This is a genomic window from Parasphingorhabdus sp., assembly GCF_036568145.1.
In the GTDB taxonomy this organism is placed as follows: Bacteria; Pseudomonadota; Alphaproteobacteria; order Sphingomonadales; family Sphingomonadaceae; genus Parasphingorhabdus.
This window is the reverse complement of the sequence record NZ_DATCTC010000036.1, coordinates 1-23,805: the sequence shown is the minus strand read 5'-3', so window position 1 is coordinate 23,805 and position 23,805 is coordinate 1. Positions and strand designations below refer to the sequence as shown.

General features: G+C 58.3%; 32 protein-coding genes and 1 pseudogene. 28 read left to right on the top strand and 5 right to left on the bottom strand.

What is annotated here, in order from left to right; translation table 11 throughout:
• Positions 1–79 precede the first annotated feature (79 nt).
• A complete protein-coding gene (locus VIN76_RS14450) occupies positions 80–571 on the top strand; it encodes a MarR family winged helix-turn-helix transcriptional regulator (protein ID WP_332042572.1) in 492 nt (163 codons plus the stop codon).
• A 4-nt stretch (positions 572–575) separates the two neighbouring features.
• Positions 576–2,162, top strand: coding sequence for an ABC1 kinase family protein (locus VIN76_RS14445; RefSeq protein ID WP_120717191.1), 1,587 nt, complete (start codon positions 576–578; stop codon positions 2,160–2,162).
• Positions 2,163–2,392: 230 nt separating this feature from the next.
• Here the strand turns inward: VIN76_RS14445 and VIN76_RS14440 are convergent, their stop codons facing one another.
• From VIN76_RS14440 to VIN76_RS14425, 4 genes are read right to left on the bottom strand one after another with little or no spacing between them, the layout of a single operon-like run.
• Complete coding sequence (locus tag VIN76_RS14440) at positions 2,393–2,773, bottom strand: hypothetical protein (protein ID WP_332042571.1); 381 nt, start codon at positions 2,771–2,773, stop codon at positions 2,393–2,395.
• Positions 2,770–4,092 carry a recombinase family protein gene (locus tag VIN76_RS14435; RefSeq protein WP_332042570.1) on the bottom strand — a complete coding sequence of 441 codons (1,323 nt, stop codon included), beginning with the start codon at positions 4,090–4,092 and terminating at the stop codon, positions 2,770–2,772. The genes VIN76_RS14440 and VIN76_RS14435 overlap by 4 nt, the downstream gene beginning before the upstream one ends.
• Complete coding sequence (locus VIN76_RS14430) at positions 4,089–4,547, bottom strand: DUF2924 domain-containing protein (protein WP_332042569.1); 459 nt, start codon at positions 4,545–4,547, stop codon at positions 4,089–4,091. Before VIN76_RS14430 ends, VIN76_RS14435 begins: the two co-directional genes overlap by 4 nt.
• Positions 4,547–4,765, bottom strand: a complete 219-nt coding sequence (locus VIN76_RS14425; RefSeq protein ID WP_332042568.1) for a hypothetical protein — start codon at positions 4,763–4,765, stop codon at positions 4,547–4,549. Before VIN76_RS14425 ends, VIN76_RS14430 begins: the two co-directional genes overlap by 1 nt.
• A gap of 272 nt (positions 4,766–5,037) precedes the next feature.
• On the opposite strand from VIN76_RS14425, the gene VIN76_RS14420 reads away from it, so the two are divergent.
• From VIN76_RS14420 to VIN76_RS14355, 14 genes are all read left to right on the top strand, one after another.
• The gene (locus tag VIN76_RS14420) at positions 5,038–5,364 is read left to right on the top strand and encodes a helix-turn-helix transcriptional regulator (protein ID WP_332042567.1); all 327 of its coding nucleotides are present in this window, start codon (positions 5,038–5,040) and stop codon (positions 5,362–5,364) included.
• 14 nt (positions 5,365–5,378) lie between these two features.
• Positions 5,379–6,095: an ImmA/IrrE family metallo-endopeptidase gene (locus VIN76_RS14415; protein ID WP_332042566.1), complete on the top strand. Its 717-nt coding sequence runs from the start codon at positions 5,379–5,381 to the stop codon at positions 6,093–6,095.
• Between the two features lie 116 nt (positions 6,096–6,211).
• Entirely contained in the window at positions 6,212–7,381 is a 1,170-nt protein-coding gene (locus tag VIN76_RS14410) for a hypothetical protein (protein WP_332042565.1), read from the top strand.
• On the top strand, positions 7,371–8,318 hold the full coding sequence (locus tag VIN76_RS14405; RefSeq protein WP_332042564.1) for a hypothetical protein: 948 nt from the start codon (positions 7,371–7,373) through the stop codon (positions 8,316–8,318). The genes VIN76_RS14410 and VIN76_RS14405 overlap by 11 nt, the downstream gene beginning before the upstream one ends.
• Before the next feature lie 169 nt (positions 8,319–8,487).
• Positions 8,488–8,694, top strand: a complete 207-nt coding sequence (locus tag VIN76_RS14400) for a helix-turn-helix domain-containing protein (RefSeq protein WP_332042563.1) — start codon at positions 8,488–8,490, stop codon at positions 8,692–8,694.
• A gap of 189 nt (positions 8,695–8,883) precedes the next feature.
• A complete protein-coding gene (locus VIN76_RS14395; RefSeq protein ID WP_332042562.1) occupies positions 8,884–10,989 on the top strand; it encodes an AAA family ATPase in 2,106 nt (701 codons plus the stop codon).
• A 446-nt stretch (positions 10,990–11,435) separates the two neighbouring features.
• A complete protein-coding gene (locus tag VIN76_RS14390; protein WP_332042561.1) occupies positions 11,436–11,585 on the top strand; it encodes a hypothetical protein in 150 nt (49 codons plus the stop codon).
• Positions 11,582–11,791 (top strand): hypothetical protein, encoded by a 210-nt coding sequence (locus VIN76_RS14385; RefSeq protein WP_332042560.1) that lies wholly within the window; start codon positions 11,582–11,584, stop codon positions 11,789–11,791. The genes VIN76_RS14390 and VIN76_RS14385 overlap by 4 nt, the downstream gene beginning before the upstream one ends.
• 211 nt (positions 11,792–12,002) lie before the next feature.
• Positions 12,003–12,356 (top strand): hypothetical protein, encoded by a 354-nt coding sequence (locus tag VIN76_RS14380; protein ID WP_332042559.1) that lies wholly within the window; start codon positions 12,003–12,005, stop codon positions 12,354–12,356.
• Between the two features lie 200 nt (positions 12,357–12,556).
• The gene (locus tag VIN76_RS14375; protein ID WP_332042558.1) at positions 12,557–12,724 is read left to right on the top strand and encodes a hypothetical protein; all 168 of its coding nucleotides are present in this window, start codon (positions 12,557–12,559) and stop codon (positions 12,722–12,724) included.
• 15 nt (positions 12,725–12,739) lie between these two features.
• Entirely contained in the window at positions 12,740–13,006 is a 267-nt protein-coding gene (locus VIN76_RS16290; RefSeq protein WP_414696374.1) for an HNH endonuclease, read from the top strand.
• A 181-nt stretch (positions 13,007–13,187) separates the two neighbouring features.
• Positions 13,188–13,553 carry a hypothetical protein gene (locus VIN76_RS14365; protein ID WP_332042556.1) on the top strand — a complete coding sequence of 122 codons (366 nt, stop codon included), beginning with the start codon at positions 13,188–13,190 and terminating at the stop codon, positions 13,551–13,553.
• Positions 13,554–13,589: 36 nt separating this feature from the next.
• A complete protein-coding gene (locus tag VIN76_RS14360) occupies positions 13,590–14,831 on the top strand; it encodes a site-specific DNA-methyltransferase (protein WP_332042555.1) in 1,242 nt (413 codons plus the stop codon).
• A 130-nt stretch (positions 14,832–14,961) separates the two neighbouring features.
• The gene (locus VIN76_RS14355) at positions 14,962–15,210 is read left to right on the top strand and encodes an excalibur calcium-binding domain-containing protein (protein ID WP_332042554.1); all 249 of its coding nucleotides are present in this window, start codon (positions 14,962–14,964) and stop codon (positions 15,208–15,210) included.
• Between the two features lie 18 nt (positions 15,211–15,228).
• Here the strand turns inward: VIN76_RS14355 and VIN76_RS14350 are convergent, their stop codons facing one another.
• Positions 15,229–15,651 carry a thermonuclease family protein gene (locus VIN76_RS14350; protein WP_414696376.1) on the bottom strand — a complete coding sequence of 141 codons (423 nt, stop codon included), beginning with the start codon at positions 15,649–15,651 and terminating at the stop codon, positions 15,229–15,231.
• 78 nt (positions 15,652–15,729) lie between these two features.
• Between VIN76_RS14350 and VIN76_RS14345 the strand changes: the two genes are divergently transcribed.
• The 12 genes and pseudogenes from VIN76_RS14345 to VIN76_RS14290 all read left to right on the top strand — a co-directional run.
• Positions 15,730–16,212 (top strand): phage terminase small subunit P27 family, encoded by a 483-nt coding sequence (locus VIN76_RS14345; protein WP_332042552.1) that lies wholly within the window; start codon positions 15,730–15,732, stop codon positions 16,210–16,212.
• Entirely contained in the window at positions 16,205–17,995 is a 1,791-nt protein-coding gene (locus tag VIN76_RS14340; RefSeq protein ID WP_332042551.1) for a terminase large subunit, read from the top strand. The genes VIN76_RS14345 and VIN76_RS14340 overlap by 8 nt, the downstream gene beginning before the upstream one ends.
• Positions 17,992–19,227 (top strand): phage portal protein, encoded by a 1,236-nt coding sequence (locus VIN76_RS14335; RefSeq protein ID WP_332042550.1) that lies wholly within the window; start codon positions 17,992–17,994, stop codon positions 19,225–19,227. The genes VIN76_RS14340 and VIN76_RS14335 overlap by 4 nt, the downstream gene beginning before the upstream one ends.
• Entirely contained in the window at positions 19,211–19,795 is a 585-nt protein-coding gene (locus VIN76_RS14330) for an HK97 family phage prohead protease (RefSeq protein ID WP_332042549.1), read from the top strand. Before VIN76_RS14335 ends, VIN76_RS14330 begins: the two co-directional genes overlap by 17 nt.
• Positions 19,796–19,865: 70 nt before the next feature.
• Positions 19,866–21,128 carry a phage major capsid protein gene (locus tag VIN76_RS14325; RefSeq protein WP_332042548.1) on the top strand — a complete coding sequence of 421 codons (1,263 nt, stop codon included), beginning with the start codon at positions 19,866–19,868 and terminating at the stop codon, positions 21,126–21,128.
• A 74-nt stretch (positions 21,129–21,202) separates the two neighbouring features.
• Complete coding sequence (locus VIN76_RS14320; RefSeq protein ID WP_332042547.1) at positions 21,203–21,403, top strand: hypothetical protein; 201 nt, start codon at positions 21,203–21,205, stop codon at positions 21,401–21,403.
• Positions 21,400–21,942 carry a head-tail connector protein gene (locus VIN76_RS14315; protein ID WP_332042546.1) on the top strand — a complete coding sequence of 181 codons (543 nt, stop codon included), beginning with the start codon at positions 21,400–21,402 and terminating at the stop codon, positions 21,940–21,942. The genes VIN76_RS14320 and VIN76_RS14315 overlap by 4 nt, the downstream gene beginning before the upstream one ends.
• Positions 21,942–22,268 (top strand): phage head closure protein, encoded by a 327-nt coding sequence (locus VIN76_RS14310; protein WP_332042545.1) that lies wholly within the window; start codon positions 21,942–21,944, stop codon positions 22,266–22,268. The genes VIN76_RS14315 and VIN76_RS14310 overlap by 1 nt, the downstream gene beginning before the upstream one ends.
• A 103-nt stretch (positions 22,269–22,371) precedes the next feature.
• Complete coding sequence (locus VIN76_RS14305; protein WP_332042544.1) at positions 22,372–22,629, top strand: hypothetical protein; 258 nt, start codon at positions 22,372–22,374, stop codon at positions 22,627–22,629.
• Positions 22,607–22,786, top strand: a complete 180-nt coding sequence (locus VIN76_RS14300; RefSeq protein WP_332042543.1) for a hypothetical protein — start codon at positions 22,607–22,609, stop codon at positions 22,784–22,786. Before VIN76_RS14305 ends, VIN76_RS14300 begins: the two co-directional genes overlap by 23 nt.
• A gap of 420 nt (positions 22,787–23,206) precedes the next feature.
• Positions 23,207–23,626: a hypothetical protein gene (locus VIN76_RS14295; RefSeq protein WP_000004369.1), complete on the top strand. Its 420-nt coding sequence runs from the start codon at positions 23,207–23,209 to the stop codon at positions 23,624–23,626.
• 35 nt (positions 23,627–23,661) lie between these two features.
• Positions 23,662–23,730: pseudogene (locus VIN76_RS14290) on the top strand (QacE family quaternary ammonium compound efflux SMR transporter); the annotation flags it as partial.
• Positions 23,731–23,805: the final 75 nt, after the last annotated feature.

The following is a 23,805-nucleotide window of genomic DNA, read 5'->3' as shown; positions in this document are numbered from 1 at the left end:
CTATGAACCGTGAGCCAGATAGTAAAGGCATTTAGCAGTTTGCATTTGGGCATCCGAGGCTATCCGACTACACAGCGCTATGGATGAAAAACCAGATACCATGTCACGGTCTCAGCGTCGGCAGAAGGTCATCACCGATGATGACCGCATTCTCTATCTTATGGACGAGATCAGTCGCGGCGCGCGCAGAGTGTACGATGCGAGGGTCGCCAGGATCGGTCTCAATCAGACACAGTGGAGGATCATCGGACAACTTCTTCGCGATCCTGCCCTTACGCAGGCTGAAATCGCCAAGAAACTGGAACTGGAATCGGCGACCATCGGCCAGGCGATTGCAGGTCTTTGCGCACGCGGGCTGATGAAAAGGCTTCGAGCTGAGACGGATCGGCGAGCGTGGCAGCTCATCCTCACGGAGCAGCTTGACGATCTGCTGCCCGAACTGAGAGGCTCCGCGGATAGGCTTCATGGTCTGCTTTGGCGCGACATTGCCGCCGACGAGAAGCGAACGTTGCAGCAGATTCTTGCAAGGGTATCGGAAAATCTGGACCAACTCCGGGCCGAGGCTGAGTAAAATCATGGCATCGCCCCCGGAAAAGCCTATCAGCAGCATCGCTCGCGCCGCGGAGATCGGCCAAATCCTAATGAGGCACGGCGCGAAGAATCTCGCCGGAGCCCTCGGATTTATTCCCTCTTCGAGCAATGTCATCGATCCTCGCGAATTTCGTCCGGCTGCAGTTGTGGCGTTCCTCCGTGACATCGGGCCAGTCGGCATAAAGCTGGGGCAACTCCTCGCCACCCGAAGCGATCTGTTTACCGAACACTGGATCACGGCATTCTCAACCCTGCACGATCAGGTGTCGTCAGTGCCCTTCGCAGATATCGAGCCCGTACTTGCTTCAAGCTGGGGTGAGGACTGGCGGAGCGACTTTGCGCAGTTCGACGAAAAGCCTTTGGCCTCTGCCTCCATAGCGCAAACCTATTCCGCCAGACTGCGGGACGGAAGCGAGGTCATCGTGAAGGTTCGGCGGCCAGGCACTGCCGCTCGGATGGAGGCTGATGTGCGCCTCCTTATACGCCTTGCCGGGATCGTGGAAGCACGGTCGCCGGACATCGCGCGTTACCGGCCAGTCGAGTTTCTGCGGACCTTCGGCCGCAATCTTGCCTGGGAGATGGACCTCGCTGCGGAATCCCGAGCCTGCGAGCGGATCGGCGCATATCTCGATACCATCGGCGTCAGGACCCCGGCCATCCATTGGGAACTGACCGGGCTGCGGGTGAACGTTCAGGAACGCCTGTACGGCAGGCCCGCGTCTTCGCTGGGCAGCCCATCGGGCGACCCGCGGGTGGCGGCTTTCGCTAAAAGCTATGCCAACGCTGTCCTGCGGATGATCATCCTGAACGGCGAATTTCACGGCGACCCCCATCCCGGTAACGTCTTCATGATCGGCGAGCAGGATGTCGGCTTCATCGACTTTGGATCGGTCGGGACGCTCACCAAGGCCAGGCGCGACGAGATCGTCCGCCTCGTGCTTGCGATCGCTGGTGAGGAAACCAGCGATGTCGCGAATGTCCTGCTCGCATGGGCGGGGGAGCCGAAGGTGGATCGCGATGCGCTCGCGGTGGATCTGGATCAGTTGATCGGAGAGTTCAGGGGGACCGTGTTATCTGGCATCGAGTTCTCGCAGATTTTTTCCCGCGTTTTCGACCTGTTGCGGGATTATCGACTGGTTCTGCCACCTGATCTGGCCATTCTTCTGCGTACCTTGTTGACTGCAGAGGGCTTCGTCCGATCGCTGGCACCGGACTACAACATCGCCGAAGAGACCCGGCCGATCATGACGGAGCTTCTCGCCGAGCGGTTCTCGCTCGGCAGCGCTCGGTCGGGTTTGAAGAGACTTCGCGGTCAGCTGCTGGGTTTGTCGGCGTCCTTGCCCGACATACTTGCCACTGCGAACTCGATCGCAAAGTCAGGATATGTGCCGGTTCAGCTCGATCCGCTCAGTATCGAGCAGCTCACTGGACTTCGCAATGAGCGTCAGTCCTTGAAAGGCCCTCTAGCTGCCGCATTGATCATAGCTAGCGCGTTGCTTGTCGATCAATCCTGGCTTCTGGCTGGCGGCGCGCTTGTGATTGCTGGGGTGGTGCTCATCCGAAAGTCATAATGAAGGAGCAACTTAATTCGTGCACGGTCACGATACGGCAAAGCCGAACTTAACGAGGATTTCATGCGCCTCACTTCAGCGACCAAGACGCATCGCGAAGAAAATTTTTCGACCTATTGCGATTGAAGGCTTATTTTCCTCAATCAGACGAAACTTTGGAACGGCAGCTTTCAGGCGTGTCCTCGCCTGACTTTATGGCCGCTATTAGGGCGCGAAGCGGACAACGTCGCTCAGCCAAACACGGCCGTTTCCTGCTCTTTCCATGCAAGTTCCGCTGCAGCTGCCAGATCCTTGACCGACACGGCCGGGGAACAGCGTTCAAGCGCGAGTTTCTCGAGTATCGCCGGGGCTAGATATGCCAGCCTGATCATCCGGCTAACATATCTGTCTGTGACGTCCGCCGCCTGCGCAATGTCGAGGATGGTGGACGCCTCACCAGACTCCAGCTTCCGCCGCCAGCTCCATGCGCGAGCAATCGCGCGCAGCACATGCGGGTCCACGCCCCCATCGCTGTCCGGCACCATGTCGGCCGGCGGGACGATCTTCGGCCGCCCGTTGCGCTTGCGGATGGAGAGCGGAATGAACACCCGCATGGTCGTGGGGGCACTCATGCTGCCATCTCCTGCTTCGGGATGACCATTTCCCGGATGACCGATCCGAGGCCCTCGATGCGCAGGTCGACCGCAAGCCCATCGGCGCTAACCGTGACCCGCTCGATCAGCAGCCGGGCGATCCGGGCCTGCTCGGCCGGGAACAGCGATTCCCAGAGACCGTCAAATCCCGCCAGCGCGGTGACCACATCGTGCTCGTCGATGTCCGGTGCAGTCCGCCGCGCTGCCTCCATCGCCCGGGCCGCGATTTCCGGCGTGCGCAGCAACGACCGGATGTGCTGGACGACGGCCGATTCCACCATGCCGGCATTGAGCCGGACAAAGCTGTCGCGGCCTTCGCAGGCCCGGTTCCGGATCGCGTCCATCGAGGTGTAGTAGCGGTAATGCCGGCTGCCCTTTTTCGTCACCGTCGGCGTCATGGCGATGCCCCGATCGGTGAAGATGAGCCCCTTCAGGAGTGCCGGGGTCTGGGTGCGAGTGTTGGCCGCACGCTGGCGCGGGCTTTCCTGCAGGATGGCATGGACCTGATCCCACAGCTCAGGCGTGATGATGGCCTGATGTTCCCCGGGATAGCTTGTGCCCTTGTGGACGGCCTCACCAATATAAAGCCGGTTTCGGAAGAGCTTGTACAGGAACCCCTTGTCGATCGGCTTGCCCCGCTTGTTGAGGGTGCCGCTCGCCACCAGTTCCCGGGTCAGCAGGGTCGCCGATCCCAATTCGACAAACCGCTGGAAGATGTGGCGGACCGTAGCGGCCTCGGCTTCGTTGATCACCAGCTTCCGGTCGACCACATCGTAGCCCATCGGCACGAACCCGCCCATCCACATGCCCTTGGCGCGGCTGGCGGCGAACTTGTCGCGGATGCGCTCGCCGGTGACCTCGCGTTCGAACTGGGCAAACGACAGCAGGATGTTGAGCGTCAGCCGGCCCATGGAGGTCGTGGTGTTGAACGCCTGCGTCACCGATACAAACGTCACGTTGTTGCGGTCGAAGGCCTCGACCAGCTTGGCGAAGTCCATAAGGGATCGTGACAGGCGGTCGATCTTGTAGACGACGATGACGTCGACCAGGCCGGCCTCGACGTCTTCCAGCAGGGCCTTCAGCCCGGGGCGATCGAGGGTCCCGCCAGAGAACCCGCCGTCGTCGTAGCGTTCGCGCATGCAGACCCAGCCTTCGGCGCGCTGGCTGGCGACATAGGCCTCGCAGGACTCGCGCTGGGCGTCGAGGCTGTTGAACTCCATGTCCAACCCCTCTTCGCTGGATTTGCGGGTGTAGACGGCGCAGCGCAGGCGCCGCATCGGTGCCGTGGTGCTGCTCATGCTGCGTCCTTCCGTTCCCGCAGGCCAAAGAAGCGGTAGCCATTCCACTGGGTGCCAGTGATATCCCGGGCGACCGCCGACAGCGATTTATATCGCCGTCCCTGCCAGTCAAAACCGTCCTTCAGAACCGTGATGGTATGTTCGGTGCCGTCCCATTCTCGCACCAGCCGCGTGCCGATCACGGGATTGCGCGGATCAGAAATCATCGACTTTCTGACCTTCTTGCCTTCGACCTCATCGGCGAGAGCATCGAGCAACTGCCGTGTTGGTTTCGTAATCCCGCCGAAGGTCAGTTCCTGAATCCGGTAAGCAATCCGCCGTTCAAGAAACGGACGGCTGTTATTGGGCGCTGGCGATCCCATCAGGGCCTGCCACTCGCCTTTCAGCTCCCTGACCGTCATATCTTTCAGTGCCGCCAGCCTTGCGAGCACTTTCGCTTCATTCTCTTTTTGCATCAATATTCTCCAATCCGGGCATTGGGCCCGGCTTCACTGATGCTCTTGGCCGTCGGGATTGCGAGTGAACTATCTCTGCATTTGGCAGATATAGAACTGGACTTGTCGGTCATGCGCACAACACCGGCGGCGATGATCCGGCCCAACTCGGCAAGCCGGGCATCGGCGGTCATTTGGTCAGGGGGCAGGCTGTTTGGACCCGCAAGGCTGTGATGCATCGTGATCTCCGCGGTTTCGCTGTGTGGAGATCACGCTAGGCGGGATAGTCAGATAAACAAGCAATATCAGTTACTTGACGTAGAACTGCGTAGCCATGAGAAATCTTTCGATGGCTGCGTGCTGGCCCAAGTCAGGGCGCTGACCTGGCTGGCAGTAAATCTGCGCAGTTTGATTCGCAGCGTTGCGGCTTAACCTTGACCATCGCATCAGCAATCACTACGCGGATCAGCATAACCGCGTGATCTAAGGATGGTATGGGCGTGAACAGACAATGACAAAGGACAGCATGAGTTTCGGTCGGCAGATTTCCAAAGCTCGGAAAGCTATGGCCATGAGTCAAAAAGAATTGGCGGCACGGATCCGGAAAGAAGAAGATGACACAGCGATTTCGCCGCAGTACCTCAACGATATCGAGCATGACCGGCGCAGTCCCACATCGGACCATCTGATTCGGCAGTTCGCTAAAGTTCTGGATATAGACGAGGGTGTGCTGTTTCTGACGGCTGGCAAGTTCCCGGATGATCTTCGCAGTAAGCTGGACGACCCTGTCAAGGCGGCGGCGGCTTTCGTCAACTTTCGCCGCGCGATCACCGATTAGACAGGGCACGGCAGATGCGGATGATTCGGGACTCGAAGGGCCGATTTCCAGAGCGGCCTTATTACACAAACGATGAACTGGACCGCGAGTGTGAGCAACTGGTCTGGGATCTGCATCGCAGGCGCAATCAAGATCCGCGCCCCCATATCACCACAGACGAACTGCACCTCCTGATCGAACTAAACGGCGCTAGTCTCGATTCCTGTGCAGATCTGTCGATTTACGGGCAAGATGTCGAAGGCGTAACAGCCTTTCATCCCGGCGAGGATCCCGAAGTCTCTATCTCGGACCGGTTAGCAAATGACCCTCGCCGTGAGAACCGTCTGCGCACCACGTTGGCGCATGAGTTCGGCCATGTGCATTTCCACCGCCATCTATGGGCGGGAAAGTTTCAACACGGGCAGCTTTTCGACCGTAAGAGCCCTGAGAACACTGCGATCTGCAAACGTGACACGATCCTTCAAGCACGAGAATACGATTGGATGGAGTGGCAGGCAGGCTATGTCTGCGGCGCGATACTGATGCCGGTGACACAGATCCGTCTCTTGGTGTCCAATTACTGCCAGGAACTGAATCTTCACGCGGCTGTCCCGGTTGGTTCGGACAATGGCCGGCGAATCGTTAACGCGGTGATGGAGACATTTCAGGTGTCACGGGAGGCGGCAGAGGTCAGGCTCAAGGTTCTCAAATTGCTTGGCGAGTCCGACCACCAGGGATCATTATTTGGGTAGTCTACTGCTTATCCGCTAATCTGCGTATTTATACTCTTGACTCGCCATGATTGCGCTAATACGCTATTTAGCAGATCGGCGTGCACAGCGACTGATCCAGCTGGAGGAGTATCCCTATGACTACCATTGCCAAATTCATTCGCAAGACGTCGGCTACCGGTCTTCGTGCTTATTTCGACCATAATGAGATCACGCTCACCCCGCCGGTAAACTGGAATGTCTCTGAGCCAGAGGTGGCGCGAACCGCGATCAGGGCTGTCGACGAGTTAGACGATGAGGCTCATGCCCTTCTGCTTCGCGACGCCGAACGCGTAAATGGTTTGGCTGATGATGCCGGACAGGCCGCGCTCTTTAGCATTACAGACGATCGCGCGACTATGGACAAACTCGCAAATGGTCACGACCGCGCGCTCTGGATGTTCCTCAACGCGCCGAAGCAGTTCCGGCATGCAGAGGAAATTCGGTATACAGATGAACGTCGGCGGGGCCGTAGCTGGGACGGTTTCATCGGGACGCCCAATCTGAATCTTCGTCAGGATGAGGCTGCACTCGATGCTTTCAAGGTGGCGCTGCGTGAGCGCTTCCAATGCAACCATATCCATGTCGACATATTCGAGCGGTTCCGGCCGACCTTTAACGGAGAGGACTGCAAATTGGTACAGATCGCAATCTACCGCGAAGGTCTGCCGGATGATCAGCTTGCCTTTGATACCGACGGTGCGCTCATCCGGCGTGCACATCGACCGGTGTTTGAGGCGGCGATGACCTACGAGCCTGCAACCGGGGTTATCGAGGTTGTCTCGAAAGACAGAGAAAGCCGAGAGGAAATGGCACTCTTCATGGCGCGTGATCTCCTTGGCACCCAATTCCAAAGCGAGAAAGTTCCGTTGCGTGCCTATGATCTTGCGATGCTGGCGCAGCCATTCTCTTTTCCGACCGACGCAAAGGACGGGATCGAGTCCGTCGAGGTGAAGCAGTTGCGCCTCATGCCCATCGGCAATGTCGGTGAACGGGTCACTCTTGAATGCCTGCGCAAGGCCGATCGCACGATCTGGAATATGGCCTCTGAACACTTTGGCTCCCACAGTCCCTTGACAGGCGGTTGGGTTGTGACGCAGGCGAGGTTGACCATCAAGTTTCACCCCAAGGGGGATGCTCGGCGCGGCCGAACGTTGCCTCTCATGATCACCATGCCGCATGGCTGCAATCTCAAGGAGCAGACAGAAGCCGAGCAGTTGATTGGCGAGAAATATCTACGCCGCTGGGGCATATTGCGTGAGGTCTGAGGTTTTACCAGCTCTTGATGCATTGGCTGCCGATCTTCTGCAGACCGTGGCCGAAACACCTGCTGCGATAATCACCAGCCAAGCCCTGGAGGGCTACTATGCTTCAGCTGGCGGGATTCTGAAGGCGTGCGAACTGCTGGAATCCTCCGAAGAACAACAGACTGCTCCATCGCTCATCGACCATGACGACGAACCCATCAATTTGATCTGGTCGGGCGAACAGGCGGAATACGGCTATTTCAGCCCGGCGGCGGGCTGGATAACGGTGCCCAACGCTCAACTGGCTACGTTTCGCGTCAATTTCGACAAGTTATTCTTATACATGCTTGCGCGCATGGATGGGGCGCATGCGGCCCCAATTGCTCTGGTTCCCGGCCTCGTTTGGGAAGTTGGCGAAGTGCGCTTGCCGGGGCGCAGCAAGCGCGTGCCCGTTTGGATTACCCGCCGTCTTGCTGATCCGGCCGTATGGGCGCAATTTACCGAAGCTGCCCGTATTCGGCCAGCACCGGGGCTTAGGATCGTACTCAGTTCCACTCCTGCCGACCGACTGCCTGCGAAAATTTACAATGGCCATGAATTCATCGCCGTTCGGGATGTAGCGGTTTCCGGCGGGCTGACAGTAGATCCGGAACTTCTCGCCGCACGCATAGCCTGGGGTGCACCACAGACCGATGAAGCAATTACTATGGGAGCCGATGGTGGTTCTGTCACTGTTCGGGGAAAGCGATATCGATTTAGGGGGGTAAAAAATCGGGCGATCATTCGGCAACTCTACAAAGCTTGGAAATCGGGCAATCCCGAATGCATGACCGTCCAGCTTCTCGAAAATGCAGAATTCCTCGTCAGCGTCAACACGCTCGCGAAGGCATTTTCCCCCAGGGAAGACTGGCGCGAATTCATTAAGGAAGAGAACGGCAGCTGCTGGATGTTCGCCTGATTCTCTTAACTTTAGTAAATCTGTAGCCGTCCAATGAGGCGGTTTTTTTGCATCTGGAGGCCATTTTTCGCGATTCCTACCTTGATTCCTCCCTAGCTCCTACCCGGCTCCTACCCGCACCCCTGCCATATTCTCCTCAGGTTTTCGACACCAACCCAAGGAGTAACAGATGGCTACCAAACACCTCAATCAAATCGACCTAGCTGATCGCTGGAACATTTCGCACCGCACGCTTGAACGCTGGCGGTGGACTGGAGAGGGTCCCCAATACATCAAGCTCGGCGGCCGCGTCGTTTATCGCCTGAAGGATATCGAAGCATTTGAGGCCGGACAGCTGCGTGACCGCACGGGGCGCCAGAATCCGGGAGCGCAGTAGCGTGCGTTTCCGGATATATCTGGCGGCCCCTATGGCGGAGCAGGTCCTGTGGATCATCATTCTCCTCAACCACTAGGCGGCGCTCCCGTCATGCCCGATCCAGAGCAGATCACGACGTTCATCGAAGTCGTCGTCGGCCACTGCGACGGCCTCATCCCCGTACGGGCGTATGTCGACAAGGGTCAGAATTTGAATCGTGCGCCCCAGACAATCTGGACGCCTGCGGATACGGACGCGGCTTCCAAAGTCGCAGAGTTCGCCCGGTCGGCCGCAGATGCGGGAATGGGCGTGTTCGTCGTCCCGGGTACTGTCGCACAGACCGGACAGGCCAAGGCTGCTGATGTCCGGAAAATGCAGACGATCCTCGTCGATCTCGATCACGGTGACATCAATGCCAAACGGGATCACCTCGCGCGGTACTTGGGAGAGCCCAGTCTGGAGATAGCATCGGGAGGTGTGACGCCAGAGGGGCAGTGTAAGCTGCACCTGTACTGGCGGCTGTCGGAACCAGCAGTGGACGACGATATCGCGCTTCTGTGCCGTATACGCGGCGATATGGCCCGCAAGGTCGGCGGCGATCTATCCTTTCGGTCGGCCCATCAGCCGATCCGCGTCGCAGGTAGCATATACCGGAAAGGTGGTGAGCGTCGCCTCGTAAACATTCTGCATCACCGCAGCGCGAACGAAGTCCACCTCGAAGAGATGGTTGAAGCTGTCACCGCGATGCCGATGCTGCCGGGGCTCAATCCGGCCGCCCAGTCACCGACATCAAAACCTTCCCTCGACCAGATCTTGACCACGCCGGTGCGTGCAGGCGGCGAAGATGCCTGGACCCGCTTCGACGGCGCAAGCGCTGCAATCGGCCACTACGTGCGTATGATCCACGAAGGTCGGCTCAGCAAAACAGAGGGCTGGGAGGCGATCTGCGAGTTCAACGCCGCCATGCTGCGTCCAAGCTGGCCGTTTGAGCGGCTGCGTGAGGAAGCTGACCGCATTTCGGAGCGTCATTATGAGCGCAACGGGCCTGCAGCCGCTGGGACTGCCGTCCGCGCACCCCGCTCGCTGCCAGCCTTATCGCTGGGTGCGCTGCTCGATGACAGCGGCCCGATGCCCGACGATATCATTGCCCCGCGCGTCTTGACCCCCGGCGGCATGCTCGTTGTCGGCGGCGCGCCCAAAGTAGGAAAAAGCGATTTTCTGATCTGCATGCTCGTGCACCTGGCAGCTGGCAGACCATTTCTGCGGTTTATACCGCCGCGGCCGCTGCGGATATTCTACCTTCAGGCCGAGATCCAATATCATTATCTGCGCGAACGGTTACAGGCGATCCGTCTCGATCAGCAGGTTCTTGCAGCGGCGCGGGATAATCTCATCGTGACGCCAAAGCTGAACCTGTTACTTGATGACAAGGGCGTCGCGCTCGCGATCGACGCAATCACCAGATATTTTCCGGATGCGCCGCCCGACATCATCTGCATCGACCCGATTCGTAACGTGTTCGACGGAGGCCCTGACGGCGGCGGGGAAAACGACAATGCCGCGATGCTGTTTTTCTTGCAGCAGCGGGTGGAGGCGCTGCGCGATGCAGCCGCTCCCGAAGCAGGCTTGATCCTCGCACATCATACCAAGAAACTGACGAAGAAACAGGTCGGTGAGGATCCGTTTCAGGCGCTGTCCGGTGCAAGTTCGCTACGCGGTTTCTATACCGCGGGCGTCATCATGCATCGTCCGATAGAAAGCAGCGGCGAGCGCCGGCTTGAGATCGAACTGCGCAATGGCCCGGCGCTTGAGCCAATGCTTATCGACAAGCGTGGCGGGCAGTGGGTGGAGGTAGATGTCAATAATGACCGGCTGGTACGCCAGGAAATCGGGAGCCTCCTGGATGCCGAACGCGTGCGTAAGCATGACGTAATTCTCGAGATTTTGCTCGACGAGGCTGCATCTGGACGACTGTACACCGCGGCGCAGTTTGCCGAGAAATTTGAAAATCAGGCAGGTCTTGGCGGCAAGCACACCATCCGGGACCGAACCAGCGTGCTCGCGACCAAAGGCTATATAAAATTCGTGCGAGATGGCGGCCCTTATGGATTGGGCACCACCACATCCAAGTTCGGCTTCATGTGCACCGAACACATGGCCTTTCCCGGAACCGATGAGGTTGCCGATACAGACACCGGTGAGTTGCACAACAATATGCTCGACGTCCTGCCGAGCCACTTCAAATGCCCGCAGTCGGGAGGTTCGTTGCCGGTCGAGAATCCGCGAGTCTGGGTCTATCCAGAGGAGAGCCAGTGACCGCGCTCCAGGCAATCGCACCCTGCGCAGATCTGCGCGGGGGCCAGTTGCGCAAGTTGCGGCAAATCTTCGCAACTACATCCGAAGATCTGCGCTGTCCTTCGCCGGGATGCGCGCGGTCCAGTTGCGGAGGGTTTTCGCAACTACCCCTGCAGACCTGCGCCGGGATACGCTGTGTTACTCATAATCCAGTTGCGGACACACTGACGACTTTCGTCTTCCGAAACTTCAATTTCTGGCAGTTCTCTAAGGGTTTAAGGCCCCTGTTAAGTTGTCGGTGTGTAACCCCCATTCTAAAGAATGGGGTCGCACCCTTTGGGGTGTGCGTCCCCCATCAGAATGGGAACCCGCGTCTCGTTGTTTCACCTCATCAGCGCGCGCCTCCGTAATCTGCTGATCCGTGTCTCAAATCATTAGTCTCAGAAAATATGCAACGGAGACCTTTTATGGCTTCATATACCCCCGCTTTGCCCATCGGCATCGCATCCACTTCCATGACGGCCGGTTCAGAATCATTTGGCCGCGTTCCATTCGTTAATCTGCGCCGCAGCGGTGTCGGTGCATCATCGGCTCCGGCCGGGGAGGTGGTACGATGAAGTGGCATCCCCGCGGTTATGGCGGCGAGCGCCGCAGCGCCGATGAAGTCAAGCGTGATGGCTGGAGAGAGATGGGCATACTTGCTGTGTCTGCAGCCGATCCGAGGCTGTCCTGGCCCGAGCGCGAGATGGTCCGTCAACTGGGTGAGAAGCTTTACGGAGCGTCTCCTGCGGCAAAGGAGGTGAACCATGGCTCGCGGTCGTAAGCGGAAATCCGGGCGGCGGCACCCTAGCGGCAAGCTAGTCCAACCAAGTAAGGCTGAAACACGGCGTGAGGTGACGGCGACTGTGCTTGAGGCTCGTCAGCGCCACTACGGCGTTACCGCCCGGCAGGCGAAGGACGAGCGCCTCGGCTCGGCGATCGGTCGGCTCGCCTTTGCCGGCAGCATCACGGCTGAGCAGCTGGCGGCGAGCGAAATGTATGGAGAGATCATGGCCCGCAACCGCGCCGTCATGGGTCTGCCTATGGATCAGCCTCGTTCGGTCACTGCACTGTTGATCAACGAGGGGATCTTCGGTGGCAGTGCGCCTGACCATGATCCTGAACTGGTCGAGAAGGTTCGGCGTCGCGCTGCTGCGGCGATCCTGATGCTGCGTACGGCTGATCACGATGCCCCGGGCACTGTCGGACGCAAGCCCAGCGTTCTGGTTCATACGGTGGTCTGCTACGATACGGATACTGCGGCATGGTCGCATGCAGACCAACGGAACCTGTGCCACGGCCTTGATGCACTGGTGCGGTTGTTCGGGCTCCGCAGGGACAGTTCGTGATCAGTTTCCTTTGCCTACCAAGAGAACTAACAAACTGAATTTATTATATTATTCGTCATTTTACCGTTGACCACGCTTGCCAATTGCTGTAGGCCTTCCGTAATAGAGAATTTACAACTGCGCCCGGAGAACATCCCCTCTTCCGGGCGTTCTTTTGTTTGGGGCTTGCACGATGTCCAGCCCTGCCACATGGGAATAGCATGACCGACGAAACCCTCAGAAAACTCATCGAGGAAGTGGTGCGAAAGCTTCCTGATCTCGTGCGCTCCGATCTGGCGTCGCATGATATTTTGGTCCGCCAAAGTGCGGAAGAGATCGTAGCTGCCAAGATCATGCTGGCTATCAGCGAGTGGCAGACGAAATTGTAATACAAGGATAGCGATATGGCAAAACGGCTGCGCGGACGAGCTGCCGTCATCCAGCGCCGTCGCCGTCTCCAGATAGAACCTTTATGCCGCGACTGCGCTGCCAAGGGTATGGTTTGCAAAGCGACCGTGCCCGATCATATCGTACCCCTCGCCAAAGGTGGTAGCGACGACGACAGCAACATCCGATGCCTCTGCGCCGAGTGCCATCAGTTACGCACAGCCGAGCAATTTGGGTTTCGCAGGCGGATCGAGGTCAATGACGACGGTTGGCCTTGTGAATGACCCCGGGGGGCGGTTCGCACTTAGTCGCTCTCGGTAGGGAAACCGGTGCGGGCCATAACTTCACGCAGCCGCGAGTTAGCGAGCGGGGGTGAGGGTCAGAATAGTGACGCTAAACCGTCTATTTGACTGGATAGTCGCCGCGAACAGAGCGAACGTTGTTTCAAGAAACGGAGCAACGCAAATGACCAACACGACCCTTCCGACCCGCAACGAAGCCTGGGGCTTCTACGGCGCCACCGCCGGCTTTACGGACGCTGATGCGGCATGGGCAATTGCCGCCCCGGCGATTGCCGAGGCCACAACCGGAAACGCCGAAGGGGTGCAAGATTTTCTCGACAGCCGCTACGGGCGCCACTTCGCTGACGATGTGCATAATGGAATCCACGCCGGCCTCGACCTCGAAGCGGCGATCAACGCTGGCATAATCCGCTGGATGGGCTGGACGATCAGCCGCAACACCTCCCGTGCAACCGGCATCCCGGTAGGGCTGCCCTACCTGAGCGGCTTCGTGACCCACTTCGAAATTCAGGCCGAACTGGCCGACTGACAGCGCCGCTAGCGGGGACTGATCCAAAGGAACACTATGTCACAGCAATGGCCTGCAGATAAGGTCGAGCGCAAAAGCGTCTCGGCACTGGTACCCTATGCCCGTAATGCCCGCACCCATAGCGAGGAACAGGTGGCGCAGATTGCCGCCTCGATCCGCGAATGGGGATGGACGATTCCGGTTCTGGTTGACGATGAGGGCGGCCTGATCGCAGGTCATGGGCGGGTGCTTGCTGCGCGCAAACTTGGTTTGACCGATATACCCGTCATGGTTGCGGCGGGATGGAGCGAGGCGCGCAAGCGGGCCTATGTGCTGGCCGATAACAAGCTGGCGCTCAACGCTGGCTGGGATGACGAACTGCTCCGCGTTGAATTAACCGAGCTGCAAGCCTTCGATTTTGATCTGGGGCTTATAGGCTTTTCAGATGACGAACTGGCTTCGCTCACTGCAGATCAAAGCGTGGGGCTCACCGATCCGGACGAGATTCCAGAAACACCGATCGAACCTGTCGCCAAGCCCGGCGATGTCTGGCTGCTCGGTAAGCACCGGCTTATCTGCGGTGACAGCACCGATGCCGATACCGTTGCCAAGGCGCTGGGCGGCGTCACGCCACACTTGATGGTCACCGACCCACCTTACGGCGTGGAATATGAACCGGCGTGGCGCGAGAAAGCAGGCATTGGAGCCAGTGGCTCAGCTAAGGGCAAGGTGCTCAACGATGATAAAGCCGACTGGCGCGAAGCGTGGGCTCTATTCCCCGGTGATGTTGCCTATGTCTGGCATGCCGGCCTGTTTGGCGGTATCGTCGGTGACAGCCTTGCGGCCAGCGGTTTCCAGCTGCGCTCCCAGATCATCTGGGACAAGGGCCAGCTCGTTTTGTCGCGCGGAGATTACCACTGGGAGCATGAGACCTGCTGGTATGCCGTCAAGAAGGGAGCAAAGGGCCACTGGTCGGGTGATCGCAAGCAGACGACGATCTGGCGCATCCCCAAGCCCAGAAAGAACGAGACCGGGCACAGCACCCAGAAGCCGGTGGAGTGCATGAAGCGTCCAATCGAGAATAATTCCTGCGTGGGCCAAGCGGTCTACGAGCCTTTTTCAGGATCTGGTACCACCATTATCGCTGGCGAGATGACTGGCCGCGTGGTCCACGCCATTGAACTGAACCCGGCTTATGTGGATGTTGCTATCAAACGCTGGCAGGATTTTACTGGACAGGCCGCGACTCTCGATGGAGACGGGCGGGCATTCGCCGAACTTGATGAGCAGCAGCGGTGAAACAGATAAGAGACTGTTAATTTTTGACTGCTACATTTTGGTGATGCAGCGTTACCAGAACAAATCCCGACGGCGATCTAACGGACCGCGTCGATACCAAAAGCAAAAACCTGCAAAAGGGAGTTTTGGCGTGCAGGTTCTTGGCCTTAGCCTGGTTGTCGGCATCGCGACTTGGCATGGTGCGCCTGTGGCGGAAAGCCTATGGTCGACCATCAGCAAAACACCTGAGGAAAGCGCCGCCATAGAGCAATCAGCCTATTACGCTGGCTGTGACGATGCGCGCGCTGCGAGCGTCGCACCGATCTATCGGGGGCAGCCAGGTTATCGAGAAGGTATGGATGGCGATCTCGATGGTATCGCCTGCGAACCTTATCGATAACCAGAACCTGCACGAGCATCAGCACCGATGCTTCCCCCAGTACCGGTCCCACTTGAGTGCCCAGCCTCCCTTTACCATGGCGCAGGAGAGGTCGCCGGATTTGGGTGATACGCACCACGCTGCAGTTCGTGATCCACCGGCACTGCCTTCAGAGCGGCAGCGTAGGGCAGCGCCGTTGACCATAATGTGACCATGAGAAGATTTTCCCACCGGGCGGCCGATCAGCTTAACTAATGCGTCGCGAGCATCTTTCGCCGATGCTCTGGGACAGGGATGCCCCGGCCTGCAGGAGCCGTCAGCCTCCCGAGCTGCGATGCCTGAGAGGCGGATTTTGGGACCTTCGGCGCACCAGATCGGCCCGTCGCCATCCCATACCCGGGTCGGCGTGCATGTAAAGATATCGCCCGAGGGTGCCGTAGTAGCAGCGGCAAGAAGTAGTATCGCGAAAATAGATTTGGTCCCTGCAATATTGGTGGTGGCCGACTGGTTGCACGAACGCATAGGGGAAGAGCTGGTTAAATGAAACCTGGAACCAAACCAAAGCCGACATCGCTCAAGCTGATTGAGGGGAACCGCGGGAAGCGGCCGCTTAACGCTAAGGAGGCACGGCCTGTTCCGGCGCTACCAGATCCGCCGCCGCATTTAAGCGCAGACGCGCTCGAGGAATGGGGCAGGGTCGCGCAGCAGTTGCACCGGATCGGCCTGCTTTGCGAGGTCGACCGCGCTGCGCTGGCTGCTTACGCCCAGGCTTACGGCCGCTGGGTTCAGGCCGAGCGGGCCATCGCAAAAATGGCAGAGAAGGACCAGCTAACCGGTGGCCTGATGATCAAGACTTCAAACGGCAATGCTATCCAGAACCCGCTGGTTGGCACTGCCAACAAGGCAGCGGCGGACATGATGCGTTACGCTGCAGAATTCGGGATGACGCCCAGTGCCAGAACCAGAATCACAGCAGAAACGCCGGCGGAAAGCGAAGACCCCGCCGAGCGATTCTTTGCCTGACCGCACCAGCGATTACGCACGCGCTGTTATTGCCGGCGACATTATAGCAGGCCCGCATGTACGTAATGCGTGCCGCCGTCATCTGGATGATCTGAAGCGGGGTGACGGCATCCGGTTTGATATTGATGCAGCAGAACATGCCTTTGGCTTCTTCGAGGAAGTGCTCAGATTGTCCGAGGGCCAGTTCGAGGGAGAACCCTTCCGTTTAGAGCCGAGCCAGGCATTCATCGTCGGGAGCCTGTTTGGTTGGAAGAGAAAGGATGGTCGCCGGCGGTTCCGCCGTGCCTATGTAGAGCAGGGAAAGGGCAATGGTAAATCGCCTGTAGCTGGCGGGCTGGGGCTTTATGGTTTGACTGCATGCGCAGAATCCGGCGCACAGATATATGCAGCGGCCGCCAAACGCGAACAGGCAGGCATCCTGTTTGCGGATGCGGTGAAGATGGTGCGCCAGTCACCGGCTCTTGCAAAAAGGTTAGAGTTTTCCGGAGGGGCAGGGCGCGAGTTCAACATCGCGCATCATGCATCTGGTTCATTCTTCCGCCCCGTATCGCGCGATACCGGCAAGACCGGCTCTGGTCCGCGGCCCTATTTTATACTCGCGGATGAAATACACGAGCTGCCCGACCGCTCGATCATCGAGATGCTGGAGCGCGGCTTCAAGTTCCGCCGGGACCCGCTATTGTTCATGATTACCAATTCGGGCTCGGATCGTAATTCAGCGGCATGGGAGGAACACGAACACGCGGTTAAAGTTGCTGCTGGCAATAACGATGCGGTTACCGACCCTAGTTATTTGGGCGAGGTGATCGACGATACGACATTTTCATATGTTTGTGCACTTGACGAGAATGACGACCCGCTTGAAGACCCGTCTTGCTGGATCAAGGCAAATCCGCTTCTGGGTGTGACGATTACGCGTGAATATCTCACTGAAGTAGTGGCGCAGGCCAAGGCGATTCCGGGGCAGCTCAACGGCATATTACGGCTGCACTTTTGTGTCTGGACGGATGCAGAAACCGCGTGGATGACGCGGGCAACGGTGGAACCGGCACTTGCCGACTTCGAGATTGCCGATCACGCAGGTGCCCGCGCGGCGCTCGGCATCGACCTTTCACAAAACCGGGATATTACGGCTCTTGCAGCGATCGTGCAAACGGGCGTTGTGGAGAGCGGCGATCATATAGGAAAGCCGCTATTTGATGGCTGGATCGAAGCCTGGACACCAGGGGATACGCTGCGGGCGCGTGAACTACGTGACAAGGCGCCCTATGCGACATGGGTCCGTGACGGCCATTTGCATGCGCCCAAGGGCGAGAATATCAGTTTGCGCCACGTCGCGCAGGTGCTGGCCGATTATGACCGCATGTTCGATATCAGTGTCGCGGCTTACGACCGCTACGCCTTCCGGCGCCTCGAAGAAGAAGTAGCCGAACTCGGTCTTGTCCTGCCGTTCGTGGAGCACCCCCAGGGCGGCACGAGGCGCGGCAAGGCGCCTGAGGGAATGAGTGAAGGGTTGTGGATGCCGGGCTCGGTGCGCCTGGTCGAGGAAGCTCTGCTAGAGCGGCGGCTGCGCCTCAAACGCAGCCCCGTCCTCGTCTCGGCCATCATGTCGGCAGTCACCGATGAGGACCGCTGGGGTAACCACTGGCTGGCAAAGGAGAGAGCTGTGAACAAGATCGATTGCGCGGTCGCACTGTGTATGGCGCTGGGCGCGGCAATGAGCAGCGTCATCGCCGTTCCCGTCTCCCCATGGGATGACCCGAACTTCAGGTTGGTGGCATGATGGGCTGGCGTGACTGGTTCGGGCTCGAGACACGGGGCTCGGTGGAGAACCCGGCCATCCCGGTGAGTTCCGAAAACTTCCTCGCCTTCTTTGGTGTGCAATCGGGCAATCTTCCGAACGTCACCATTGATAGCGCGCTGGCTGTTCCGGCGGTATCGGCGGCGGTCACGTTTCTGTCGTCCAGCCTCGCCAATCTGCCGCTGCATGTATATCGGGCGAACAATGAAGGCTCTGAACGGGCAGGCGGGCCTTTACAGCGTATCTTGAATGAAGCGCCGAACAGTGAATGGACTTCTTTCGGGCTGCGTAAATATCTATGGACGCAGGTGTTCACCGGCGGACGCGGGATGGCTTGGGTTGAGCGGGCCGGTAATCAGGTTGTTGGCATATGGCCGATTAATCCATCTAACGTCACGGTCAAACTGGAGAACGGCAAACGGATTTACACCCTTGATGACAAGAAAACATACGCTGCTGCGGATATTATCGACATTCCGTTCCTGTTAAAGCGTGACCAGCTTTCATCTTATAGCCCGATTGTCATGGGCGCTAAAGCTATCCAGCTTGCGCTTGCCATGAACGATTATGGCAGCAACTTCTTTGCAGGCGGCGGCGTTCCGCCGTTGTCATTATCAGGGCCGCTCCCGCAAGGCGCGGAAGCTATGAAGCGAGCAATGGGCGACATTAACCGCGCGATTGAAGCGGCAAAGGCTTCGGATAAGCCAATATTCCCGATGCCGCCCGGCCATGAATTGAAACAGGTCGGCTTTGACCCTGCCAAGGGCCAGATGGTTGAAGCGCGGCTGTTCCAGATCCAGGAAATTGCGCGAATTTACAATATCCCGCCGGTATTCTTGCAGGACTTGAGCCGAGGCACGTTCGCCAATGTCGAACAGCAGGATTTACACCTGATTAAACATTTGATCGCGCAGTGGGCGAAGGCGTTTGAGGACGAATTGAATCTGAAATTATTCGGAGCGGCCAGGAACAAAAGATATGTTGAACACTCGATGGATGGGCTGATGCGCGGTGACTTCGCAAGCCGGATGAACGGACACGCCCAAGCGATTCAGAACGCGCTACGGACGCCTAACGAGGCCCGCGCGCTTGAGAATCTGCCACCTAAAGAAAATGGCGACAATTTGTATGTTCAAGGCGCGACTGTGCCGCTCGGCAGCAATGTGGATGATGCCGCCGGAAGTGAAGGAGATGTTGATGACACTGGAAACTGAGCGCCGGTCGCTTGTGCAGCCGGTAGAGTGCCGCGCAGACGGGGAAAGTAACATGGCCGCAGGATATGCGGCTGTATTCGGAGATGATGCTGACATTGGCGGTTATTTCCGCGAGGTAATCGCGCCAACTGCGTTCACCGAAACGCTTAAAAATGCTGATGTCCGGGCTTATTTTGACCATGATCGCGGGCGGGTATTGGGCCGATCCAGCGCTGGCACACTACGCATTTCTGTCGATGACAAGGGATTGGCGGTGGAAATTGACCTTCCCGACACCACAGATGGCCGTGACGTTCGCACATTGATTGATCGCGGCGATATTTCCGGCATGTCTTTTGGTTTTATCGTCACCCACGACGAATGGGACGAAACATCTGACCCACCGACACGCACGATCCACGAGGTCGAATTGCGCGAGGTCAGCATTGTTTCCGAACCAGCTTATGATGGCACATCCATTGCGCTTCGTTCACTCGATGCAGCCCGCAGCGAAGCGCGCAAAGAGCATAATGTCTCTGGCTATTTACTACGCAAAGCTGACACCGATCATCGCTTGCGTGGTATCTGAAATCCCGGCGACCGCCGGAGGCTGGGCAGGGGCTTCCTTCCTGCAAAACCACTAAGACGGAGTAAGTAATATGACCCTGAAAGATTATCAGGAACAACGCGGTCGCCTAGTTACTCAGGCCCGTGAAGCACTGGACGAAATCAAAGGCAACACCGATCAAAGCCGCGCTGCTGAGTTGGAAGAACGCCATGACAAAATCATGACCGACTTCGACAAGGTTGAGGCCGACATTGCCCGTGAAGAACGGCAGGCTGCTATGGAAGCGCGGGCAGAAGAAGCTCGCGCCGCCAATCGGCCTCACCCGGCTGACGGTGAATCGCGCGGCGTTGATGAAGGTGTTACGGCTGAATACCGTGTTGCTTTTGCCAAAGCTATTTGCGGCCCGGTTGAAGACCTGACGCAAGAAGAACGCGCTGTGCTTGCACAAGGCCGTGCGGAGTTTCGTGCACAGACCGCAGGCACCACGACTGCTGGCGGTTTTACGGTTCCTACCGAACTGTCAAACCAGATCATCAAGTCGATGCTGGCATGGGGTCCAATGTATGATCCTGGCGTGACGACCGAAATGGTTACAGCAAGCGGCAATCCTATCAAGATTCCGACTGTTGATGACACGGCTGTTGCTGCTGAAAAGCACACCGAAGCCACAGCGCTAACGGATGATGGCGGCAAGGATGTGACGTTCGGGCAGAAAAGCCTTGATGCCTACGCCTATGACACCGAGTTTGTGCGTTGGTCATGGGAACTGGACACTGACAGCATTTTCAACATGGAATCGCTGCTCGGCCAGTTGCTTGGTGAACGTCTCGGACGTATCGCTAACCGGGAACTGACTGTTGGCGATGGCTCTGGCGATCCTAACGGTATCGTCACGGCTTCAACGCTCGGCGTTACGACTGCAACGGCTACCGCGATTATTGCAGATGAACTGATTGACCTTGTTCACTCGGTTGACCCTGCATATCGCACAGGCCCGAAAGTTGGTTTCATGTTCAATGACACCACCTTGAAGATGATCCGTAAACTGAAAGACGGAGACGGTAATTATCTCTGGCAGATGGGCAACGTCCAGCAAGGCGTTCCCGGCTCTCTGCTTGGGTATAACTACCACGTCAATCAGGCGATTGCATCGGTTCCAGCAGTGGCGGCGGCGACTAAAGTGGCATTGTTTGGGGATCTTTCCAAATATTATGTTCGCAAGGTCGGCCAGCCCGTCATCGGTGTTATGCGTGAGCGTTTCTGGCCTGATATGGGCATCGCTGGCCTTATCCGTTTTGACGGCGAATTGGGCGACACCGCTGCAGTGAAACACCTTATCACCAAAGCCACCTAATTGGATCGGGCGGGGTTTCGGCTCCGCCCTTTTCCTGAACGGCGCATGGGCGCTTTTCCGGAAAGGAGAACGATATGAAAATCAAGCTGACAACCAGCTTATCCGGCGCGAATGGCGCATGGAGCGCGGGCGACGAATATGAGTGCAACGATGGTGAAGCACGCAGCCTGATCGCTGCCGGCTATGCTGTGGCATTCGCCAATCCTAAGATAGAGCGGGCGGTCAAGGCCGTGCCCGAGCGGCGTGCGGCTGTGAGGAAGAAAGCTGCGCCATGAGCTGGTATCCGGTTGCTCCTGCCCTACCTGAGATTGAACCGGTTAGTCTTGCTCAGGCCAAAGCCCAGTGCCGCATTGAGGAATCTGATGAAGACGATCTGCTCGCTCTCTACATTGCGTCCGCGCGGGCGCACGCCGAGGCCTATTGCGGGGCGGTATTTGCTGAGCGATCGCTGGTCGCGCACTGCGACAGCTTTGCCGATATGGCGCGGCTTCCGTTCGCGCCGGTCAATTCCGTCACGTCGATCGAGTATATTGATGTGGCCGGCGCCGCGCAGACCTTATCGGTTACAATTTATGAACTGCGGGCTGATGGGCTTGATACGGCCATTGCCTTGAAGCCGGGTGCGGTATGGCCTGGCATCCAGCCGGGATCGCGAATTACGCTGACCGCGTCGGTCGGCACAGTTCCGCCCAAAGATGTGCTCCACGCCATGCTGCTGTTCATCGCTGACAGCTTCGATCGGCGCGAGCATGCCAAAGCAAGCGACTGGACCAGTCTTGACAGTTTGTTGTGCAATCACCGCAGGGGCGTCTGATGAGAGCCGGGCCGCGCAATCGCAGAATACTGTTCCAGCGCAAGGCGGTCATTGAGGACGAGTACGGCGAAGATATCGAGATCTGGGCCGACTATGCGGCAACTTGGGCTCACGTCATCTGGGGCACGGGCGCGGAACGGCGGGAGGCCGCACAACTTTCGGCCTCGCAGCCAGCAACTTTCCGGGTGCTGGCCAATGACAAGTCTCTGACGCTCAGTGTCCTTGATCGCATTAGCTTTGCCGGTGGGCTGTGGGATATCACCTCGGTTGTGCCGCTGGGGCTGAACGAAGGTGTTGAAGTGACCGCTGTGCGTGCTGCTCTCTGAAATTGCGCGAAGGATATCAACATGGACAAAGCTGACACCGATCGGCGTTTACGATCCTCATCCTGACGCCCGCGATTGTCGCGGGCATTATCGAGAAACGACAATGGAAGAACTGAAACCCTGGTGGGCGTCCAAGGCCATCTGGACCGGTGTTATCGGCAGCCTGTGTGGTGTGGCCGCGGCGATTGACGTTCTGCCCGACGGACTGACCCAGGGCGATGTGCTAACCGTCGTGCTGGCGCCCGGCATTGGCGGTGTTCTGTTCCGCAAGACGGCAATGGGTCGGCGTCAAGAACGACAAGCACGTGCTCGAGATCGAGCGAAACGGCGACAGCTACATGGTGCGGAACACCGAGCCTAGCCCGTTCACGGGCAAGACGCGGACCACGAACCTACCGGCCACCTTGCAGGATGATGTTCTACAGGTGTCGGTCGGATTCGGCGCTATATCGCTCGCCATCGACGGCAAATCGGGCAACCTGACCGATGGAAGGATGGAGTATCGGCGGCAGGAATAGCCGACAGCCAGGTCAAACCGTGACACGACAGAAGGGCGGGAGGAATCCCGCCCTTTTTTATAGCACCCCTCTAACGCGGACTTTCAGGGGCTGGCCCGCCCCTGTGGATCACATCGTGCTTTCAGGAACGCTCGCTTGTGGATCACATCGTGCTTTTAGGAACGCCCGACTTCGTGCTTTTAGGAACGCAATCCACTTGCAAAGCCTTAGAGCGCAAGGCCTTTAGAAACCGTAACGCGCGCGCGCGATTTAACATTTATCTTTCTTTTAACGCCAACCAAGCCCGCACTGGACACATTACGAATGTCCGTTAAACGACCATTTGGCGGACATTCCGCATTTGTCCGTTTTCATAGCTGTTGCAATGAGAAAGCGGACAGAATAGAATAACGGACAGAAAGCGGACACATCGGAGGCGTTATGTCGGAATCGAAGTGGATCGAGCATTACCGGGCCGGAGCGTGGACGGTCGGCGAAGTAATCGCGGCGGGCGCGGCGTGGATCGAGGCGATGGACCCGGACCATTACCGGCTGCGCTTCTTTCCGCACCGGGACGCGGAGACGTTCACCGTTGGCATTGATGCCGAGTGGACCGACGAGCAGCCCGGCGAACTGGCGAACTACACGCCGAGCTATGAGAGCGGCAGCAGCGATTGCCAGCCCGGCGAGGTGACGATTTCCGATGACGGCCTGTTGTCCGTCATGCCCCGGCAGCGGTCGGCCTCCCATGTCGTGATCCGCACCGGCTGGACGGCCCAGCTTCCCCCCGAGGCGGTCGAGCCGATCCGGCGCGCTATCGCGCTGGCCGAAGCGAAATTGTCGCGGGAGGCCCAAGCATGAAAGGCGTGACGTGGAAGTCGCCAATGTGCCACGGCGTCATTGCTGCCTTTTTGCTCGCCCGATCCCCATCGTGGAAGTCGCTGCGGAGGCCGACGCCATGGTGACGGTGTTCGGCATTCTGAATCTCACCGAGGACTCCTTCTTCGATGAGAGCCGGCGGCTAGACCCCGCCGGCGCTG

What these genes read in the sequence shown, in the direction of transcription:
- VIN76_RS14315 (WP_332042546.1), top strand. Translation starts at nt 21,400, where the DNA reads ATGAGCTGGTATCCGGTTGCTCCTGCCCTACCTGAGATTGAACCGGTT.
- VIN76_RS14390 (WP_332042561.1), top strand. Translation starts at nt 11,436, where the DNA reads ATGGCTTCATATACCCCCGCTTTGCCCATCGGCATCGCATCCACTTCC.
- VIN76_RS16290 (WP_414696374.1), top strand. Translation starts at nt 12,740, where the DNA reads ATGGCAAAACGGCTGCGCGGACGAGCTGCCGTCATCCAGCGCCGTCGC.
- VIN76_RS14410 (WP_332042565.1), top strand. Translation starts at nt 6,212, where the DNA reads ATGACTACCATTGCCAAATTCATTCGCAAGACGTCGGCTACCGGTCTT.
- VIN76_RS14450 (WP_332042572.1), top strand. Translation starts at nt 80, where the DNA reads ATGGATGAAAAACCAGATACCATGTCACGGTCTCAGCGTCGGCAGAAG.
- VIN76_RS14425 (WP_332042568.1), bottom strand. Translation starts at nt 4,765, where the DNA reads ATGCATCACAGCCTTGCGGGTCCAAACAGCCTGCCCCCTGACCAAATG.
- VIN76_RS14295 (WP_000004369.1), top strand. Translation starts at nt 23,207, where the DNA reads ATGTCGGAATCGAAGTGGATCGAGCATTACCGGGCCGGAGCGTGGACG.
- VIN76_RS14400 (WP_332042563.1), top strand. Translation starts at nt 8,488, where the DNA reads ATGGCTACCAAACACCTCAATCAAATCGACCTAGCTGATCGCTGGAAC.
- VIN76_RS14320 (WP_332042547.1), top strand. Translation starts at nt 21,203, where the DNA reads ATGAAAATCAAGCTGACAACCAGCTTATCCGGCGCGAATGGCGCATGG.
- VIN76_RS14365 (WP_332042556.1), top strand. Translation starts at nt 13,188, where the DNA reads ATGACCAACACGACCCTTCCGACCCGCAACGAAGCCTGGGGCTTCTAC.
- VIN76_RS14310 (WP_332042545.1), top strand. Translation starts at nt 21,942, where the DNA reads ATGAGAGCCGGGCCGCGCAATCGCAGAATACTGTTCCAGCGCAAGGCG.
- VIN76_RS14330 (WP_332042549.1), top strand. Translation starts at nt 19,211, where the DNA reads ATGACACTGGAAACTGAGCGCCGGTCGCTTGTGCAGCCGGTAGAGTGC.
- VIN76_RS14375 (WP_332042558.1), top strand. Translation starts at nt 12,557, where the DNA reads ATGACCGACGAAACCCTCAGAAAACTCATCGAGGAAGTGGTGCGAAAG.
- VIN76_RS14430 (WP_332042569.1), bottom strand. Translation starts at nt 4,547, where the DNA reads ATGCAAAAAGAGAATGAAGCGAAAGTGCTCGCAAGGCTGGCGGCACTG.
- VIN76_RS14300 (WP_332042543.1), top strand. Translation starts at nt 22,607, where the DNA reads ATGGTGCGGAACACCGAGCCTAGCCCGTTCACGGGCAAGACGCGGACC.
- VIN76_RS14440 (WP_332042571.1), bottom strand. Translation starts at nt 2,773, where the DNA reads ATGAGTGCCCCCACGACCATGCGGGTGTTCATTCCGCTCTCCATCCGC.
- VIN76_RS14415 (WP_332042566.1), top strand. Translation starts at nt 5,379, where the DNA reads ATGCGGATGATTCGGGACTCGAAGGGCCGATTTCCAGAGCGGCCTTAT.
- VIN76_RS14335 (WP_332042550.1), top strand. Translation starts at nt 17,992, where the DNA reads ATGATGGGCTGGCGTGACTGGTTCGGGCTCGAGACACGGGGCTCGGTG.
- VIN76_RS14305 (WP_332042544.1), top strand. Translation starts at nt 22,372, where the DNA reads ATGGAAGAACTGAAACCCTGGTGGGCGTCCAAGGCCATCTGGACCGGT.
- VIN76_RS14325 (WP_332042548.1), top strand. Translation starts at nt 19,866, where the DNA reads ATGACCCTGAAAGATTATCAGGAACAACGCGGTCGCCTAGTTACTCAG.
- VIN76_RS14435 (WP_332042570.1), bottom strand. Translation starts at nt 4,092, where the DNA reads ATGAGCAGCACCACGGCACCGATGCGGCGCCTGCGCTGCGCCGTCTAC.
- VIN76_RS14445 (WP_120717191.1), top strand. Translation starts at nt 576, where the DNA reads ATGGCATCGCCCCCGGAAAAGCCTATCAGCAGCATCGCTCGCGCCGCG.
- VIN76_RS14420 (WP_332042567.1), top strand. Translation starts at nt 5,038, where the DNA reads ATGACAAAGGACAGCATGAGTTTCGGTCGGCAGATTTCCAAAGCTCGG.
- VIN76_RS14345 (WP_332042552.1), top strand. Translation starts at nt 15,730, where the DNA reads ATGAAACCTGGAACCAAACCAAAGCCGACATCGCTCAAGCTGATTGAG.
- VIN76_RS14380 (WP_332042559.1), top strand. Translation starts at nt 12,003, where the DNA reads ATGTATGGAGAGATCATGGCCCGCAACCGCGCCGTCATGGGTCTGCCT.
- VIN76_RS14385 (WP_332042560.1), top strand. Translation starts at nt 11,582, where the DNA reads ATGAAGTGGCATCCCCGCGGTTATGGCGGCGAGCGCCGCAGCGCCGAT.
- VIN76_RS14360 (WP_332042555.1), top strand. Translation starts at nt 13,590, where the DNA reads ATGTCACAGCAATGGCCTGCAGATAAGGTCGAGCGCAAAAGCGTCTCG.